The organism is Lysinibacillus sp. S1 (assembly GCF_044986265.1).
GTDB classification, from domain to species: domain Bacteria; phylum Bacillota; class Bacilli; order Bacillales_A; family Planococcaceae; genus Lysinibacillus; species Lysinibacillus capsici.
This window is the reverse complement of the sequence record NZ_CP173154.1, coordinates 1,107,671-1,123,758: the sequence shown is the minus strand read 5'-3', so window position 1 is coordinate 1,123,758 and position 16,088 is coordinate 1,107,671. Positions and strand designations below refer to the sequence as shown.

Annotated in this window: 16 protein-coding genes and 1 pseudogene; all 17 read left to right on the top strand. The window is 39.9% G+C overall.

Annotated elements, in window-relative coordinates:
- Window positions 1–6 precede the first annotated feature (6 nt).
- Window positions 7–1,914 carry an ATP-dependent DNA helicase gene (locus tag ACHZEU_RS05995; protein WP_279494515.1) on the top strand — a complete coding sequence of 636 codons (1,908 nt, stop codon included), beginning with the start codon at window positions 7–9 and terminating at the stop codon, window positions 1,912–1,914.
- 279 nt (window positions 1,915–2,193) lie between these two features.
- The gene (locus tag ACHZEU_RS05990) at window positions 2,194–3,600 is read left to right on the top strand and encodes a sensor histidine kinase (RefSeq protein WP_404804197.1); all 1,407 of its coding nucleotides are present in this window, start codon (window positions 2,194–2,196) and stop codon (window positions 3,598–3,600) included.
- Window positions 3,593–4,171 (top strand): ANTAR domain-containing response regulator, encoded by a 579-nt coding sequence (locus ACHZEU_RS05985; protein ID WP_404804196.1) that lies wholly within the window; start codon window positions 3,593–3,595, stop codon window positions 4,169–4,171. Before ACHZEU_RS05990 ends, ACHZEU_RS05985 begins: the two co-directional genes overlap by 8 nt.
- 83 nt (window positions 4,172–4,254) lie before the next feature.
- Window positions 4,255–5,499 carry an ethanolamine utilization protein EutH gene (gene eutH / locus ACHZEU_RS05980; RefSeq protein ID WP_404804195.1) on the top strand — a complete coding sequence of 415 codons (1,245 nt, stop codon included), beginning with the start codon at window positions 4,255–4,257 and terminating at the stop codon, window positions 5,497–5,499.
- Window positions 5,500–5,525: 26 nt separating this feature from the next.
- Complete coding sequence (gene eutS, locus ACHZEU_RS05975) at window positions 5,526–5,867, top strand: ethanolamine utilization microcompartment protein EutS (protein WP_404804194.1); 342 nt, start codon at window positions 5,526–5,528, stop codon at window positions 5,865–5,867.
- Between the two features lie 10 nt (window positions 5,868–5,877).
- On the top strand, window positions 5,878–6,378 hold the full coding sequence (locus ACHZEU_RS05970) for a EutP/PduV family microcompartment system protein (RefSeq protein WP_054550775.1): 501 nt from the start codon (window positions 5,878–5,880) through the stop codon (window positions 6,376–6,378).
- Between the two features lie 17 nt (window positions 6,379–6,395).
- Window positions 6,396–7,817 carry an ethanolamine ammonia-lyase reactivating factor EutA gene (locus ACHZEU_RS05965; RefSeq protein ID WP_404804193.1) on the top strand — a complete coding sequence of 474 codons (1,422 nt, stop codon included), beginning with the start codon at window positions 6,396–6,398 and terminating at the stop codon, window positions 7,815–7,817.
- A 5-nt stretch (window positions 7,818–7,822) separates the two neighbouring features.
- Window positions 7,823–9,193, top strand: a pseudogene (locus ACHZEU_RS05960) (ethanolamine ammonia-lyase subunit EutB).
- A 9-nt stretch (window positions 9,194–9,202) separates the two neighbouring features.
- On the top strand, window positions 9,203–10,213 hold the full coding sequence (eutC, locus tag ACHZEU_RS05955) for an ethanolamine ammonia-lyase subunit EutC (protein WP_404804192.1): 1,011 nt from the start codon (window positions 9,203–9,205) through the stop codon (window positions 10,211–10,213).
- 11 nt (window positions 10,214–10,224) lie between these two features.
- On the top strand, window positions 10,225–10,875 hold the full coding sequence (gene eutL, locus ACHZEU_RS05950) for an ethanolamine utilization microcompartment protein EutL (protein ID WP_404804191.1): 651 nt from the start codon (window positions 10,225–10,227) through the stop codon (window positions 10,873–10,875).
- Window positions 10,876–10,890: 15 nt separating this feature from the next.
- Window positions 10,891–12,381, top strand: coding sequence for an aldehyde dehydrogenase family protein (locus tag ACHZEU_RS05945; protein WP_404804190.1), 1,491 nt, complete (start codon window positions 10,891–10,893; stop codon window positions 12,379–12,381).
- 20 nt (window positions 12,382–12,401) lie between these two features.
- Window positions 12,402–12,680: a BMC domain-containing protein gene (locus ACHZEU_RS05940; RefSeq protein WP_004269321.1), complete on the top strand. Its 279-nt coding sequence runs from the start codon at window positions 12,402–12,404 to the stop codon at window positions 12,678–12,680.
- A 128-nt stretch (window positions 12,681–12,808) separates the two neighbouring features.
- Entirely contained in the window at window positions 12,809–13,399 is a 591-nt protein-coding gene (locus ACHZEU_RS05935) for a phosphate propanoyltransferase (RefSeq protein ID WP_048390004.1), read from the top strand.
- A gap of 12 nt (window positions 13,400–13,411) precedes the next feature.
- Window positions 13,412–14,281, top strand: coding sequence for a phosphate propanoyltransferase (locus ACHZEU_RS05930; protein WP_009370493.1), 870 nt, complete (start codon window positions 13,412–13,414; stop codon window positions 14,279–14,281).
- 36 nt (window positions 14,282–14,317) lie between these two features.
- On the top strand, window positions 14,318–14,602 hold the full coding sequence (locus tag ACHZEU_RS05925; RefSeq protein WP_004269324.1) for a EutN/CcmL family microcompartment protein: 285 nt from the start codon (window positions 14,318–14,320) through the stop codon (window positions 14,600–14,602).
- On the top strand, window positions 14,595–14,963 hold the full coding sequence (locus ACHZEU_RS05920) for a BMC domain-containing protein (protein ID WP_048390006.1): 369 nt from the start codon (window positions 14,595–14,597) through the stop codon (window positions 14,961–14,963). The genes ACHZEU_RS05925 and ACHZEU_RS05920 overlap by 8 nt, the downstream gene beginning before the upstream one ends.
- On the top strand, window positions 14,963–15,910 hold the full coding sequence (gene mdh, locus ACHZEU_RS05915; RefSeq protein WP_048390008.1) for a malate dehydrogenase: 948 nt from the start codon (window positions 14,963–14,965) through the stop codon (window positions 15,908–15,910). The genes ACHZEU_RS05920 and mdh overlap by 1 nt, the downstream gene beginning before the upstream one ends.
- Window positions 15,911–16,088 lie beyond the last annotated feature (178 nt).

Here is a 16,088-nt window from a genome sequence, read left to right as displayed (position 1 = left end):
CATTAATTGCGTAAATCTTTACCATTTGCATTATCAAAGGACCGTTCATTTTTCGATTCATTAGGTGACTGGATGGGCGATGTTCTTTATGATGAATTACCAGAAAAGGGCTTTGAATGCCGTGATGAGCAAATCTTTATGGCTTATCAAATAGAACAAGCACTAAAAGAAAAAAATGTTCTCTTTGCAGAGGCAGGAGTGGGAACTGGCAAAACGATCGCTTATTTGCTTCCAGCTATTTCCTACGCACGTTACACAGGGAAACCTGCGTTGATTGCTTGTGCAGATGAAACATTAATCGACCAACTTGTAAAAGAGGGGGGCGATATTTATAAACTCCAAAAAACGTTAGGACTTGATATTGATGTTCGTCTAGCAAAATCGAGAGATCAGTATTTATGCTTAAAACGCTTTGAGGAAGCAGAGAAAGTGGAGTCGGATGAATGGATTGATGATATTTCCTTTTCTATCCCTGATGGTGTTTATGCACAAGGTTCGATGATTGCTGTTCATCCATATGGGGAACGCAGTGATTATCCAACAGTCAGTGATGAGGATTGGCAAAAGGTTAATTACAATTCGATTATGCAATGTTCGGTTTGTGACCTTCGTAATCGCTGTGGGCAAACATTGCATCGCTCTCATTATCGAAAATCAACCGATCTTGTTATTTGTTCACAAGATTTTCTAATGGAGCATTTAGCTACAAAGGAATCTCGTGAGCGTGAAGGTCAGTTAGCATTACTGCCTGAGGTATCAATGATGGTGCTGGATGAAGGACATTTATTGGAGTATGCTGCGCAAAAAGCGATGACCTATAAAGTACAGGCGACGACTATCGTGCAATTACTGGAGCGCTTGATGGTAGATGGTGTACGCGAGCGCACACTGTATGCAATGGAGAAATTACAGGATGATCATGAACTATTTTTTGATCAGCTTCGTGATGATATTGTCGCTTCTAATGAAGATCGCAAACGCATAAACAAATCAAAAACATTGCTTACTTACGGGAAGCAATTAATAGATGATGTAGAAACATTGATGGAAGAATTCGTTTTTGAATCAGAAATGTACATGATACCTGAATATGAGCTAAATATGGCGGAAGAATATTTAGATCAATATGAGGCTTCGTTGCGTATTTTCATCGCACAGGGAGATGCAGTAGATTGGTTAGAGGAAACAGATGGTGAAGAAACGCTCGTCATTATGCCTCGTTTAATCACAGAAGTTTTAGCAGAAAAATTATTCTCTAAAAAGCTTCCAATCGTCTTTTCTTCTGCCACTCTATCGGTCAATAAAGACTTTTCTTATATTGCCTATAGTTTAGGAATTCGAGATTACCAATCATTTTCTGTGCCATCCCCATTCGACTATGAAGAGGTTATGAAAATCTATTTACATGAGCTTACACAACGAGACAAAACAGCGCGTGTTCAGCAGTTGCTGCTTGATGGTGAGCAAACGTTGATTTTGTTTAAATCGAAGCAAGCCATGCTAAACTTCAAGGCAGAATTACCGCTAATGGAACGTATGTATGTAGCATTTGAGGGAGATCGAGAACTATCAGCCATTGTTCGAGACTTCCAGCAAGGAACAGTTAAAACATTATGTTCATATCATTTATGGGAAGGGTTAGATTTGCCTGAGGAAGCATTAACTCGTGTGATTATTTATGATTTACCGTTTCCTCCACAGGACCCATTATTTGATGCGAAACGTACATTTGCCGAAAACCCATTTGAGGAAGTGGAATTACCTTTCATGCAATTACGCTTGCAGCAAGGGATGGGGCGCTTAATTCGTACATCGAATGACCATGGTGATATTCACATTTTATTAAATGAAGATGAACAAAAGCAGCGCGCAGCCTTTGAAAATATAGTAGCAGTTGTACCAGAAATAAAATAAAAAGAAGCGAGTTTACCCAAACGGTAAGCTCGTTTTTGTTATATCGAAATAACATTATGTGTGTAGTTAAATTATGGATCTTTAAAAAACTGTTGAATATTTCTCTTTTAAGCTATATAGTTCTTTGTAATGCAACGAAATCTTGTGAAAGAATATATTTTTTATATTGAAAATAATTTCACAAAAGGTTTATAATAATGACAAAGATTTTTAAGAATAGTCAAATTGCTTGCTGACTATTCCTTGATAGGGGGCTTAAACCTGTCGAACATTCAATCATTGTGTAGAAAATATACAAATCTATCGGCAACGGATATTGACAAGTTAATAGAAATAGAGGCTACGCTAACGTATTATGCTGAGTTGACTGATTGTTACATGTTCATAGATTGCCTGTTGGAGAATTTACCGCATGCAATTGTTGTGGCAGAGGCATTCCCGAAGAAAGAGATTGGTTTATACGAAAAATCAGTTATCGGAAAATTCGTATTTGAAAGTTTTGAACCAGCCGTATTTGCTGCGTTTAAACATAAAGAAAAATCATCCATTTCCAGAGCAATTACGCAGGAAGGCATAACGGTGGAGCAAAATGTCATTCCCATTTTTAATGAGCAGCAGCAAGTAATTGCTGTGTTGATTCAGGAAAAAATGGTGAAGATGCAAACGACACCGAAGGATGATTTTCAAAATATGCCGTTTGCATTAATTGAGCATATTGTCGAACCTAATTCTCAACCAATTCCAGTTGTTTCTGATTTACTCGTAGAGTCGANTATTCTCACAAATMACGAAAATAAAGKGATTTATAGTAATCCAGCAGGCTATCATTTTATTTCGGAGCTATCTGGATTAGAAAATTTTGACAATATAGCGTTGGATAAAATCTTACCTTTTTTACAGGAGGTCTATGATAAAGGCGACGATGTCTTTTTCCTAGAAATTACGATTGATCGTAAGTCCTTTATTGTGAAGAAGATTCCTATTCGCAGTCATAACGAGAAAGTCACGCTACTCATTATTCATGATCTAACAGAGCTTAAGCTGAAAGAAAATGAGCTAATGATGAAAACATTTGCGATACGAGAAATTCACCACCGCGTGAAAAACAATCTTCAGACAGTGACAAGTCTATTACGTTTACAATTGAGAAATAATCTGTCTGCTTCAAATGCAAGTGCGTTTCAAGAGGCATTAAATCGAATCTATAGTATTTCATCGGTGTATGAGCTGATTTTAGAAAATGAAGATAACGCTGAAGAAAGAGTAGACGTTATCGCATTAGCTAAAAAAATTGGTCATAAAATGATTGGTACGTCTAATACAGCAACTATTCAACTAGCCTTTCATCATGAAAATTTGCAGCTGTTCTGCCATTCAAAAAAGGCAGTCTCTTTAGCACTCATTATTTGTGAGCTACTGCAAAATGCATTAAAGTATGCGTTTATCGGACGTGATGAAGGAATCATCGATATTCAATTCATTCAGGAAGATTCTACAATTTCGCTTCATATTTCTGACAACGGCGTTGGAATGCAAGAGGTGAAGGCATCTTTTGGTATGGAGATTATCACAAGGCTTGTAGAATATGATTTAGCTGGCTCATTTTCAATTATCCCTAGTAATGAAGGTACACATACTCAAATTCAGTTCCCTGTAAGTGAGGAGGTATTTATCGTAAATGACTAGGAAAGTTATGATTGTCGAAGATGAATCACTGATTGCGATTGATTTGAAGTTTATGTTAGAAGATAACGGCTACGAAGTTGTAGCTCAAGCGAACAATGGGGAAACAGCCATTGAATTAGCCTTTTTACATAAACCACAGTTAATCTTAATGGACATTAAAATGCCTAAACTTGACGGTTTAAAGGCAAGTAAAATTATTGAACAACAGCTTGGTATACCCGTTCTTTTCATCTCGGCCTATAGTGAAAAAGAATTGTTGCTATACATGAAGCAGGATAATATATTAGGATATGTAATGAAAYCGTTTTCTGAAAAAAATGTGTTGCCTGTGCTTGAGGTTGCTTTTCATCAAATTGATAAATTCAACCGTCTCAATGGGGAGATCTTACATAAGCAAACACAATTAGATAAGCGAAAAGTCATTGAACGAGCGAAGGGCTTGCTGATGCAGGCTGAAAATATAAGCGAGGACGAGGCTTACCGTAAGATTCGCAATGAAAGCATGCAAACACAACAGGAAATGGTGCATATTGCACAGCAAATTATTAACAACTTACAAGTCAATAGTTGAAGCAAAGGCGCTTTAAAGAGATTTCTTCTTTAAAGTGCCTTTTTTTATATAAATTTATAAATAAAAAAKGGGTGATGAGTAAGATGGCAATGATAGGAACGGTTATCGTTTATATTATTATGATTTGTGCTGTTTTAGGGGCAATCGGAGCTATCCGAGATGCTGAGTATGGAATTGGGAAAGAATTTATGAATGGGATCCATACGGTTGGTCATATTTTTGTCCCAGCAGCAGGGATCATGGCAGCTATACCTTACTTAACATGGTTTATTAGTCATTTTATTAGTCCGATTTTTGAGTTAATTGGTGCAGATCCTGCGATTGCAGCGACTACGATTTTAGCCTCGGACATGGGTGGTTATCAATTAGCCAATGCATTAAAGGAGTCTTATGAGGGATGGGTAATGGCTCTTGTTGTTGGTTTTATGTCAGGTGCTACTATCGTATTCTCAATTCCAATGGGCCTTGCGATGTTGGATAAGCGTGATCATAAATACATGGCGCTAGGAATTATGGCTGGCGTTTTAACAATTCCGATTGGTGCATTTATTTCTTCTATCATGATTGTGCTATTCAACACAGAAGTACGTGAAGTCATTAGTACAACAGAGGCTCCTACATATGTATTTGCCATTTCTGTTTTACAAATATTAATTAACTTACTACCTTTATTCATCTTCGTTATCTTAATCGCACTAGGCTTAAAGCTTATTCCAAACGGCATGATTACTGGCTTCATGGTATTCGGTCGTGTAATGGATGCGGGAATTAAATTGGTGTTAGTGTTCTCTATTGTTGAGATTTTTACAGGTATTTTTACAAAGATTTTTGGCKCGTGGGGCTTCGATCCAATCATGGCTGATGAAATCGATCAGTTCCGAGCATTAGAAACAGCCGGTTATATCGGGATTATGCTAGCGGGTGCCTTCCCAATGGTGTATCTAATTCGAAAGTATGCTTCCAAGCCACTTGAAGCAGCTGGTAAAAAATTAGGCTTATCCTCTGTAGGAAGTGCTGGGATTTTAGCAACGATTGCGAATATTTTAGCGATGTTTACACTAATTCGCCATATGCCACCAAAAGACAAAGTAATTAACATTGCATTTGGTGTATGTTCCGCCTTTTTATTAGGTGATCACTTATCATTCACTGCGAACTTCCAGCCAACCATTATTTTACCTGTTATTGCAGGGAAGTTTTTAGCGGGTGTTATTGCGATTATTTTAGCCTATAAGCTTTCAGTACCAACTGCATTAAGGTTGGAAATTGAAGATCGTAAGGCTGGCATTATCAAAGAAGGCGAGTATTTAACAGATCAACAATCTTAATTAATTAAAAAGTGAGGTGATGACGTGTGAGTGAAGAGAAAAAACGATTTATTCAGGAGTTTGTGCCGGGTAAACAGCTAACATTGAGTCACCTTATTGCCAATCCTGATCCAGAAATGTTTCAAAAGMTARGTAWCCAAGAAGCAGGTGCCCTTGGCATTATGACTTGTACGCCAAGTGAAACGGTAATTATTGCAGGAGACTTAGCAACAAAGGCTGCCAATGTCAAACTAGGATTTTTAGATCGTTTTACAGGTAGTCTCGTTATTGTTGGTAGTGTGTCAGAGGTAGAAATGGCGATGTTAGAAATCAATSRWWWYKWATCCGAGGTATTAGGTTATACACCATCAAAAATAACAAAATCATAGGATGTGTCATATGAAAAATCGAGTAATGATAATAGGCGGTGTGCAAGCAGGAAAGTCAACATTGATGAATACATTGTTGGGCAAAGAAAGCAGTGCCAACAAAACACAAGCACTCGTTTATGATGACTGGATTGTTGATACACCAGGTGAATATGTTGAAAATCCAATGTATTACAGAAATATTATGGCAACATCTTTGGAAGTAACCCATGTAATTTACTTGCAGGATGCCACATCAGCAAGGAGTGTATTCCCTCCGCAATTCAGCTTAGGGATTCCCAAAATACAAATAGGGGTTATTACCAAGATTGATGCCCCTGATGCAGATGTAGAAAGGGCGACCGCCTTATTAAAAAATGTTATGACGCAGGGCCCTATCGTGAAAACCTCTTCCTGGCAAAAGCTTGGCATTGAATTGATTGAACCATTGATTCAACTCCAGACAAATGAAGAAATTCGACAATTTGTTAAGGAAAGCGATAGTCCGTATCTCATGTATTGCTCACAGTAGCGAGAGGGAGGTGTAGGGTGAAAACTGAAAAAATATTTAGTGCAGGCATTGATATKGGRACARGWAMKAMAAAAAWGGTKGKCAGTAGTTTTCWGTTAAAGAATGWGGCTGGCGTAACACATGTGCCAAGGATTGAAATTATTGAGAAAACGGTGTTGCATCAAAGTCCAATTATTAGAACCCCTTTTATCAATAAAGACATCATTGATATGAAAAAGATAGAGGAATTTATTTCWCAACAGTATCAATTGGCACAAATTGCTCCATCTGATATTGCAACTGGGGCCATCATCATTACTGGTGAATCAGCCACGAAGGAAAATGCAAGTGAGGTTGTCCATACCATTGCAGATGGCGCAGGTCATTTTTTAGTTGCTACCGCAGGTCCTGATTTAGAGGGCATCATTGCTGCCAAAGGGGCAGGTACTTTACAGCAATCAAAGAATTCATCCAAAGTCATCGCCAATATCGATATTGGTGGAGGGACAGCGAATATTGCTGTTATGCAATTTGGAGAGGTCATTGGTACATGTACCTTACATGTTGGTGGTAGATTGATTGAGTTTAAGGATGGCAAGATTCAATCAATTTCTCCGCCACTCATGCGATTGATGGAACGATGGACTAATCCGTTAGCGGTCGGTGATGCGGCCGAAGATATTCGAGTGACACATTGTATTGAAGAAATGGTGCAAACACTTGCCATGATTCTTCATGGGCAATGCAGAGATGAAAAGCATCCATTATTACTAGGGCATTTACCAAACTGGCATAAACCTGTGGATGCCAKCGTTTTTACGGGTGGTGTGGCCTCTTGTATTTATGAAAATGAATGTACCCAGCGTCAATATGATGATATTGGTGAAAAATTAGCGAAAATGCTACTACAGCATGAACAGCTACAATCATTTTTATGGTTACAACCAGAGGAAACAGCACGTGCAACAGTGACGGGTGCTGGTACACAAACCACTGAAATCAGTGGGGCAACCATTCAGGTGGATGCCCAAGTATTACCACTAAAAAATGTACCTGTCTTCAATTGTCATATAGATTCTTCAACAGATTTTAACTCGACGGTGAAGACAGCAGTAGAGAGAGCAAATGATTTATTTTCTATACAGGACAATCGTTCGCCATTTGCCCTCTATTTTAGTGAATTGCCATATTTAAGCTTTCAGGATGTACATGCATTGTGTCAGGCCATTTTGTTACATTTGGCGACAAGATGCTCTAAGGACATACCAATTATCATAGTCATTCAATCAGATTATGCAAAGATTATTGGACAGACCATACAAGCCATAAATGCGACAGTACCAATTATTTGCATCGATCAAATTAAAGTGGAAACGGGCGATTACATCGACATTGGAGAGGTTCTGCCATCTGGCGTCGTTCCTGTTGTGGTGAAGACCCTTGCCTTCCATTCAAAGTAAGGAGGATGAATGTGAACTTATCGGTGATATTTGGTGGAGAAAAATATAATTTTAAATCATTAAAAGATGTTATGGCTAAGGCCAATGAAGAAAAATCAGGCGATCAGCTAGCAGGTATTGCCGCTGAGACGGTTCAACAACGGATCGCAGCAAAGGCAGTATTAAGTGAGCTTTTAGTTAAAGATATCCGCGAAAACCCATTAGTGCCACAAGAAAATGATGAGGTTTCACGCATTATTGAGGGCGATATTAATGAGCAAATATATGGAGAAATCAAAAACTGGAGCATCGAGCAGCTGCGTGAATACATTTTATCAAATGACACGGGTGATCGTGAATTAAAGCGTTTAAGTAAAGGGATGAATTCCGAGATTATTGCCGCTGTTACAAAACTAATGTCCAATTTAGATCTTGTACATGCAGCCAATAAAGTTGAAATACTTTCAACGTGTAATATTACGATTGGTCAAAAAGGGACGCTGTCATCTCGTCTACAGCCAAATCATCCGACAGATAATATTGATGGCATCATCGCCTCTCTAAAAGAAGGACTGTCCTATGGTATTGGGGATGCTGTTATCGGCATTAATCCTGTAGATGATTCAGTTGAAAGTGTCAAAAAAGTGCTTACAGCTACAAAGGAATTCATCAATGATTGGTCCATTCCTACGCAAAACTGTGTATTAGCTCATATTACAACACAGATGAAGGCAATTAAACAAGGCGCCCCAGCAGATATGATTTTCCAAAGTATCGCAGGGACAGAAATTGCTAACCGTTCGTTCGGTATTTCTGCTGATTTAATACGAGAAGCAGAGGAGCTCATTAAAAAACAAGGAACAGGTACTGGTCCAAATTTATTCTACTTTGAAACAGGTCAAGGCTCAGAGCTATCGGCAGAGGCACATATGGGTATTGCCTAAGTAACACTGGAATCGCGCAATTATGGATTTGCTAGACATTTTAATCCTTATATTGTGAACACAGTAGTTGGCTTTATTGGCCCAGAGTATTTATACAACAATAAGCAAGTAATTCGAGCAGGTCTCGAAGATCATTTCATGGGCAAAATGCATGGTATTCCTATGGGGGTAGATATTTGCTATACCAACCATATTAAGGCAGACCAAAATGATGTGGAAGATTTAAGTGTATTGCTGACAGCTGCTGGTGTTAACTTTATTATTGCTGCGCCAATGGGCGATGATGTGATGCTCAACTATCAATCGATGAGCTTCCATGATGTGGCTACATTACTCCAAAYATTTGGTWWAAAACCAGCACCAGAGTATTTAGCATGGTTAGAGAAAATGGGCATTTATGAAAATGGTCGACTGTCAGCAAGAGCTGGCGATTTATCCATTTTTGAAAGGTAGGTGAGTCAAGTGAATGATCAATTAGTTTCTATGATTACACAGCTTGTCATGGAGAAGATGGAGAAAAGTACAGGTAGCCAAACACCTGAAATAGCAGCTACTCCAACAGAACAACCACTTATTAAATTTTATGATACAGTAGAAAATCGTTCTTCAGGAACAACAGAAACTATCGCAACATCACAGGAACCATTAATTCAGCKGTATCAGCATGGAGCTCCACAGCAAGTAACGACGGTTACTTCTGCTACTTTCGAACAACCAGTAAATGACGCTGTGCCAATCAAGCCCTTTCAGTTTGAGGCGGGCTCGTTAAGTGAAAGTGTGCAGGCTGCTAAGAAACATACACCTGCTCGTATTGGTGTAGGAAGAGCGGGGACAAGACCGAAAACGAAAACCTGGTTAAAATTCCGACTTGATCATGCTGCTGCGGTAGATGCTGTATATGGCGAAGTGACAGAAGATCTTTTACAAAAGCTTGATGTCTTTCAGGTCACAACGAAAGTCACAGATAAAGAGGAATACATTACAAGACCTGACTTAGGGCGTCGTTTATCAGAAGAATCAAAGGCATTGATTCAGCAAAAATGTAAACCACAGCCAAAGGTACAGATTATTATCTCGAATGGCTTGAGTGCAAGTGCGATTGAGGAGAATGTTCAAGATGTTTACTTAGCCCTTCAGCAAAGTCTTAGCAATTTAAATATTGACATTGGTACTACGTTCTATATCGATAAAGGGCGTGTTGCTTTAATGGATGAGATTGGTGAGCTGCTACAGGCAGAGGTTATTGTTTATCTAATTGGTGAGCGTCCAGGGCTCGTATCGGCAGAATCGATGAGTGCATATTTATGCTACACGCCAAGAATTGGGACAGTGGAAGCGGAACGTATGGTAATTTCAMATWTCCATAAGGGTGGTATCCCACCATTAGAAGCGGGAGATTATCTTGGCACAGTCATAGAAAAAATCYTGYGTTATCAGGCAAGTGGCGTAGAGCTTGTCGMAAAAGAAKGTTAGGAGGCTGAAATATGTATCCTMAAAAAATTATGGCGCAAATCTTGGCGATGCAAACCATTCCAAGAGTCAACAGTGAACTAGCAGAGCAGTTAGATTTAAARCCACATCATCATAGCATTGSACTTGTCACACTKACAATCGACGATGTTGGCTACGTAGCCTTAGACGAGGCGACGAAAAAGGCAGATGTCGATGTTGTTTATGCAAAAAGCTTTTATGCGGGAGCGGCACATGCGTCTGGCCCATTGTCAGGTGAAGTGATTGGCATTATTGCTGGAAGCTCACCTGATGAAATTCGTAGTGGTCTTGATGCCATTCAACAAAAAATTGAATTTGATACGTATTTTGAAGCCATTAATAATAATGACAATCATGCCTTGTTTGCCCATACCGTGGCAAGCTGTGGGACGTATCTTGCAGAGCTTGCAGATGTAAAGGTTGGCACCCCACTTGCTTATTTAATTGCTCCGCCGCTTGAAGCGGTTGTTGGATTAGATGCAGCATTAAAGGCTGCAGATGTTGAGCTAAAGGTTTTCTTTGGTCCTCCATCTGAAAMCAATTTYGGGGGCGGCTTATTAACTGGCAGTCAATCTTCATGCGAGGCTGCGGCACATGCATTCAGAGAAGCTATTGAAAATATAGCTAGAAACCCAGTGATCTAGAAGGGAGGCGGCTTTATGGCCACATTAGACAAAGACTTATTAGCGATTCAGGAAATGAGAGATGCCGTTAAACATGCTAATACAGCACAGGCTGCCTATATGCAATTTTCTCAGCAACAAGTAGACAACATTGTAAAGGCTGTCGCGGATGCTGCCTTTAAGGAAGCAGAGCGTTTAGCAAAAATGGCTGTGCAAGAAACAGGAATGGGTATTCCTAACCATAAAAAGATGAAAAATGAAGTAGCTTCACGAGATGTCTATGAAGATATTAAAGAATTAAAAACAGTTGGTATTGTGGGCTATGATCGGATGAAAAAAGTAGCCGAAATTGCAAGTCCTTTCGGTGTCATTGCTGGTATCGTACCAACAACAAATCCAACCTCTACAGCGATCTTTAAGACACTCATTTCTTTAAAAACGAGAAATGGTTTAGTGCTTAGTCCACACCCATATGCAGTGAAATGTACAAAAGAGGCCTTAGATATTTGTCGAGTAGCTGCTGAAAAAGCAGGTGCGCCAGAAGGATTACTACAATGTTTAACAATGTCCTCCATGGAGGCAACACAGCAGCTAATGAAGCACCCAAACATCCATTTAATTTTAGCTACGGGTGGTGGTGCATTGGTCAAGGCGGCCTATAGCTCTGGCAAACCTGCCTATGGGGTTGGGCCAGGAAATGTACCAGCTTATATTGAAAAATCGGCTAWTATTCAAAAATCTGTACGTCAATTGGTGCAAAGTAAATCGTTCGATAATGGCACAATCTGTGCAACAGAACAAGCCATTATTGTGGATAAGGTGATTGCAGAGCAAGTGCAAACAGAATTAAAGAAAAATGGTGCCTATCTATTAAATGCCGAAGAAAAAGCTAAAATGGAAAAATTGATCTCGCCAGTTCCTGGGAAAGTAAATCCCCAGATTGTCGGTAAATCAGCTACTTGCCTAGCAGATTCTGTCGGTATTACGGTACCAGACGATACAAAAGTTCTTGTGGGCTTCGAAACAATGATTGGTAAAAATATTCCATTTTCTCTTGAAAAACTATCACCAATCTTTGCGCTTTATGTTGTTGAAAACAGTACAGAAGCCAAGCAGGTGATGATTGACCTATTAAATATTGGAGGACGCGGACATACATGCTCAATTCACACTGAAAATGCAGCATTAGCAGAGCAATTTTCTGTCGAATTACCAGTATCACGAATTGTGGTTAATACATTATCCTCAATTGGTGCAGTAGGTGGCACAACGGGCTTAGCACCATCCTTTACATTAGGCTGTGGGACATTTGGCGGCAATATTACGTCAGACAACATTACAGCAAGACATTTATTAAATATCAAACGTATGGCGTATGGCATTAAAGATGTCGAAGTGCCAAAACCAGAATTCGAAGTACAGTCCGTTGTTGAATCGGTAGTTTCACAAGAACCTACTCTTGATACAACGATGGTTCAACAAATTGTCGATCAAGTATTAAAACAAATCACATTACAAAATAAATAAATTATTTGGAGGAATGACAAATGAGTACAGCATTAGGAATGGTAGAAACAAAAGGTTTAGTAGGAGCAATTGAAGCAGCAGACGCAATGGTAAAGGCAGCAAGCGTTAATTTAGTAGGCAAAGTACATGTAGGTGGCGGGATCGTAACAGTTCTTGTACGTGGTGATGTAGGTGCAGTAAAAGCAGCAACAGATGCAGGGGCAGCAGCAGCACAACGTGTAGGAGAGCTATTATCTGTCCATGTAATTCCACGTCCACACCACGAATTAGAAATGATTTTACCAAAAGCAGAAGCATAATTTCATGTTCTTTCAAACGCTATAGATGGAAAAATAACTACCATTTATAGAAGAGAGCTGGATCTAACTTTAGAACAGCTCTCACCTTGTCCTGATAAAATAATCAACAAAATAAAGAGGTGGCTAACATGACAACAGCAACAAAAACTTTTCCAGTGGCCATTTCGGCTCGTCATATCCATCTAAGTGAAGTGGATTTACAAGCACTTTTTGGTCCAAATGCAACCCTAACGAAAGATTTCGACTTATCACAGCCAGGGCAATTTGCTGCAAAAGAGCGCGTCTCTATTGAGGGACCTAAAGGCGTTATTCATAATGTCCGTGTCCTTGGACCTGTAAGACCAGCAACCCAAGTAGAGGTAAGCCGCACTGATGCCATGAAGCTAGGAGTGACACCACCTTTACGTCAATCAGGTGATATTGACAATTCTGCGGGTATTAAAATACTTTCTCAAGACAAAGAAATAGAGATCCAGCAGGGAGTCATCATTGCGCAAGCGCATATTCATATGACTGAGGAAGATGCCAAAGCATTGGAAGTACGCAATAATGAATTAGTTTCAGTAGAAGTTGTAAGTGATCGACCTGTCACTTTCCGAGGTGTCGTTGTACGTGTTTCCAATGATTTTAGTCTGGAAATGCACATTGATACAGATGAAGCAAATGCTGGTTTTATCGAACAGCAGGCACAGGGTAAATTAATAAAAGTATCATCGTAAGGAGGAGGCAAGATGCAAGAAAATTTAGTGCAAAAAATTGTGGAAGAAGTTCTGCAACAAGTCTTAAAAAATCAATCTTCCCCTCCACATGACGGTAAAATTCCGATTGGTGTATCTGCCCGCCATGTCCATCTTGCACAAGCAGAAGTTGAACAGCTCTTTGGTGAAAATTATCAGCTCACACCGAAATTCGAGCTTTCACAGCCAGGGCAATTTGCTGCGGAGGAAACTGTAGTAATTGCAGGTCCAAAAGGGTCAATTGAACGCGTGCGTATTCTTGGTCCCGCTCGTTCCTTATCGCAAGTGGAAGTAAGCTGGACAGATGCTATGAAATTAGGTCTGAAGCCACCATTAAGAATTTCTGGTGATATTCAAGGTTCCAGCCCTGTTACATTAATTGGTCCAAAGGGAAGTGTTGTGTTAAATGAAGGCCTCATTATTGCACAGGCACATATTCATATGTCCCCAGCGGATAGTGCGAGATTCCAAGTCGTAGATGGGCAATCTGTCCAAATTAAGGTAGAAGGTATTCGCCCAATTATTTTATCGAATGTGGTTATCCGTGTTTCAGAGCGCTATCGCTTAGAAATGCATATTGATACAGATGAAGCAAATGCAGGGTTAATTCAGCAAGGAACGCTTGCAGAAATCGTGCATCATCAAGTAAGTGAACCTATGATCACTGTGAAAGAGCAGTCGCCAGTCGTACAGAAAGTAGAGCAACCGTCCGTCTATCATTATGACAAAAAGCTACTTTCACAAATAGAAGTGCTCGATATCGATGCACAAGAAATTGTCGTTCCAAAGAAAACCATTGTGACAGCATTGGCTTATGATAAGCTGCGAGAGTTAAATAAAACATTAACGATTCGTTCAGAGTAGTTAGACAATGTGTGTCGCATAAAGAGGGTGAAGTTCATGCAAATGGGAAGAGTGATAGGCAGTGTATGGGCAACACGCAAGGAAGAGGGACTGAATGGTTTAAAGCTACTAATCATTCAACCTATTGATTCCAATCAACAGCCGATTCGCACAGAAATGGTTGCAGCTGATCGTATAGGAGCGGGTATTGGTGATGATGTCCTGATTACAAGTGGTGGGTCATCTCGCTATATTATGAAAGATAATCCGTTACCGATTGATGCAGTTGTCATTGGTATTATTGATTCTACGGAAGTAATGAGAGGTGAGGACAATGAGTAGCGCAATTGGAATGATCGAAACAAAAGGATTAGTAGGCTCTTATGAAGCTGCTGATGCGATGATTAAAGCGTCAGACGTCACAATCGTCAAACAAGAGTTTGTGGATGGTGGCATCGTGACGATTGTCGTAAAGGGTGACGTAGGTTCTGTACAAGCTGCAGTAGAGGCTGGAAAAGCAGCAGCTATGCGTGTTGGTGAATTATTAGGCGCTCACGTCATTCCGAGACCTGATGAAGATGTCTTTAAAATGATTAAAGGACCAGAGGCACCAAAGAAAAAGGCTGTCTCTGCACCAGCAGCAACCCGTGCTAAAAAAACAACAGAAACAACATTGGCGACAGATAATCGAGGTGAGGCATAATGGCATTTCGTAAAAATAAAATCGCTGTTATTGGAGCAGGCCACACTGGTGCCACACTGAGTTTATTTTTAGCACAGAAAGAATTAGGCGATGTAGTGCTTGTTGATATTCCAGAAGCCGAGAACCCGACAAAAGGGAAAGCTTTGGATTTGCTACAAACAGGCCCCATCGAAAAATTCAATGTGTCCATTAAAGGCACGAGTCAATATGAAGATATCGCAGGCGCGGATATTGTTGTCATTACAGCAGGTATTCCACGTAAACCAGGGATGAGTCGTGATGACTTAGTCACAACAAATGCTAAAATTATTCAACAGGTTTCAAGACAAATTAAACACTATGCTCCAAATAGTATTGTTGTTGTGTTGAGTAATCCTGTTGATGCCATGACGTATGTGTGTCATAAGGAAACAGGCTTTGCCAAAAATCGTATCATCGGTCAATCTGGTGTGTTAGATACAGCTCGCTTCAACACGTTTGTGGCGCAGGAGCTTCACATTGCACCAGAGGATGTATCAGGCTTCGTCCTAGGAGGACATGGCGATGAAATGGTTCCATTAATCCGTTATTCCTATGCAGGAGGCATTCCATTAGAGAAACTAATTCCTCAGGAACGACTACAGCAAATCGTGGAGCGTACGCGTAAAGGCGGCGGTGAAATTGTTGGCTTACTAGGTAATGGTAGTGCCTACTATGCTCCAGCCGCAGCGTGTGCCCAAATGGTTGAAATTATTATCAAAGATCAACGAAAAATTATCCCTTCTATTGCCCTATTAGAAGGAGAATATGGGTACCACGATCTCTTTTTAGGGGTACCAACTATTTTAGGTGGCAATGGCATCGAATCTGTCATCGAATTGCACCTTACAAATGAAGAACAAACAGCCCTTCAGCACTCTGCAGAGGCTGTGAAACAGGTAATTGCTATTTGCCAAAACATTGAATAGAGTAAACAGACTCTATTHTTCAATGGATCGAAAGGATCCCCAACTTTCTTTCCAATAAAACTTCATGATAGCTCAAAAAATGTYTGATTGGAAACCGARCATGACTTGAAGGCTAGTATAAATCCCCAATTATATAGAAAGCTCTCCTCTAGTTATGGGAGCAGAAACTGTAGCAGAC

Coding starts and splice junctions, on each gene's coding strand:
- ACHZEU_RS05970 (WP_054550775.1), top strand. CDS start 5,878: ATGAAAAATCGAGTAATGATAATAGGCGGTGTGCAAGCAGGAAAGTCA.
- ACHZEU_RS05940 (WP_004269321.1), top strand. CDS start 12,402: ATGAGTACAGCATTAGGAATGGTAGAAACAAAAGGTTTAGTAGGAGCA.
- ACHZEU_RS05935 (WP_048390004.1), top strand. CDS start 12,809: ATGACAACAGCAACAAAAACTTTTCCAGTGGCCATTTCGGCTCGTCAT.
- ACHZEU_RS05930 (WP_009370493.1), top strand. CDS start 13,412: ATGCAAGAAAATTTAGTGCAAAAAATTGTGGAAGAAGTTCTGCAACAA.
- ACHZEU_RS05925 (WP_004269324.1), top strand. CDS start 14,318: ATGCAAATGGGAAGAGTGATAGGCAGTGTATGGGCAACACGCAAGGAA.
- ACHZEU_RS05920 (WP_048390006.1), top strand. CDS start 14,595: ATGAGTAGCGCAATTGGAATGATCGAAACAAAAGGATTAGTAGGCTCT.
- mdh (WP_048390008.1), top strand. CDS start 14,963: ATGGCATTTCGTAAAAATAAAATCGCTGTTATTGGAGCAGGCCACACT.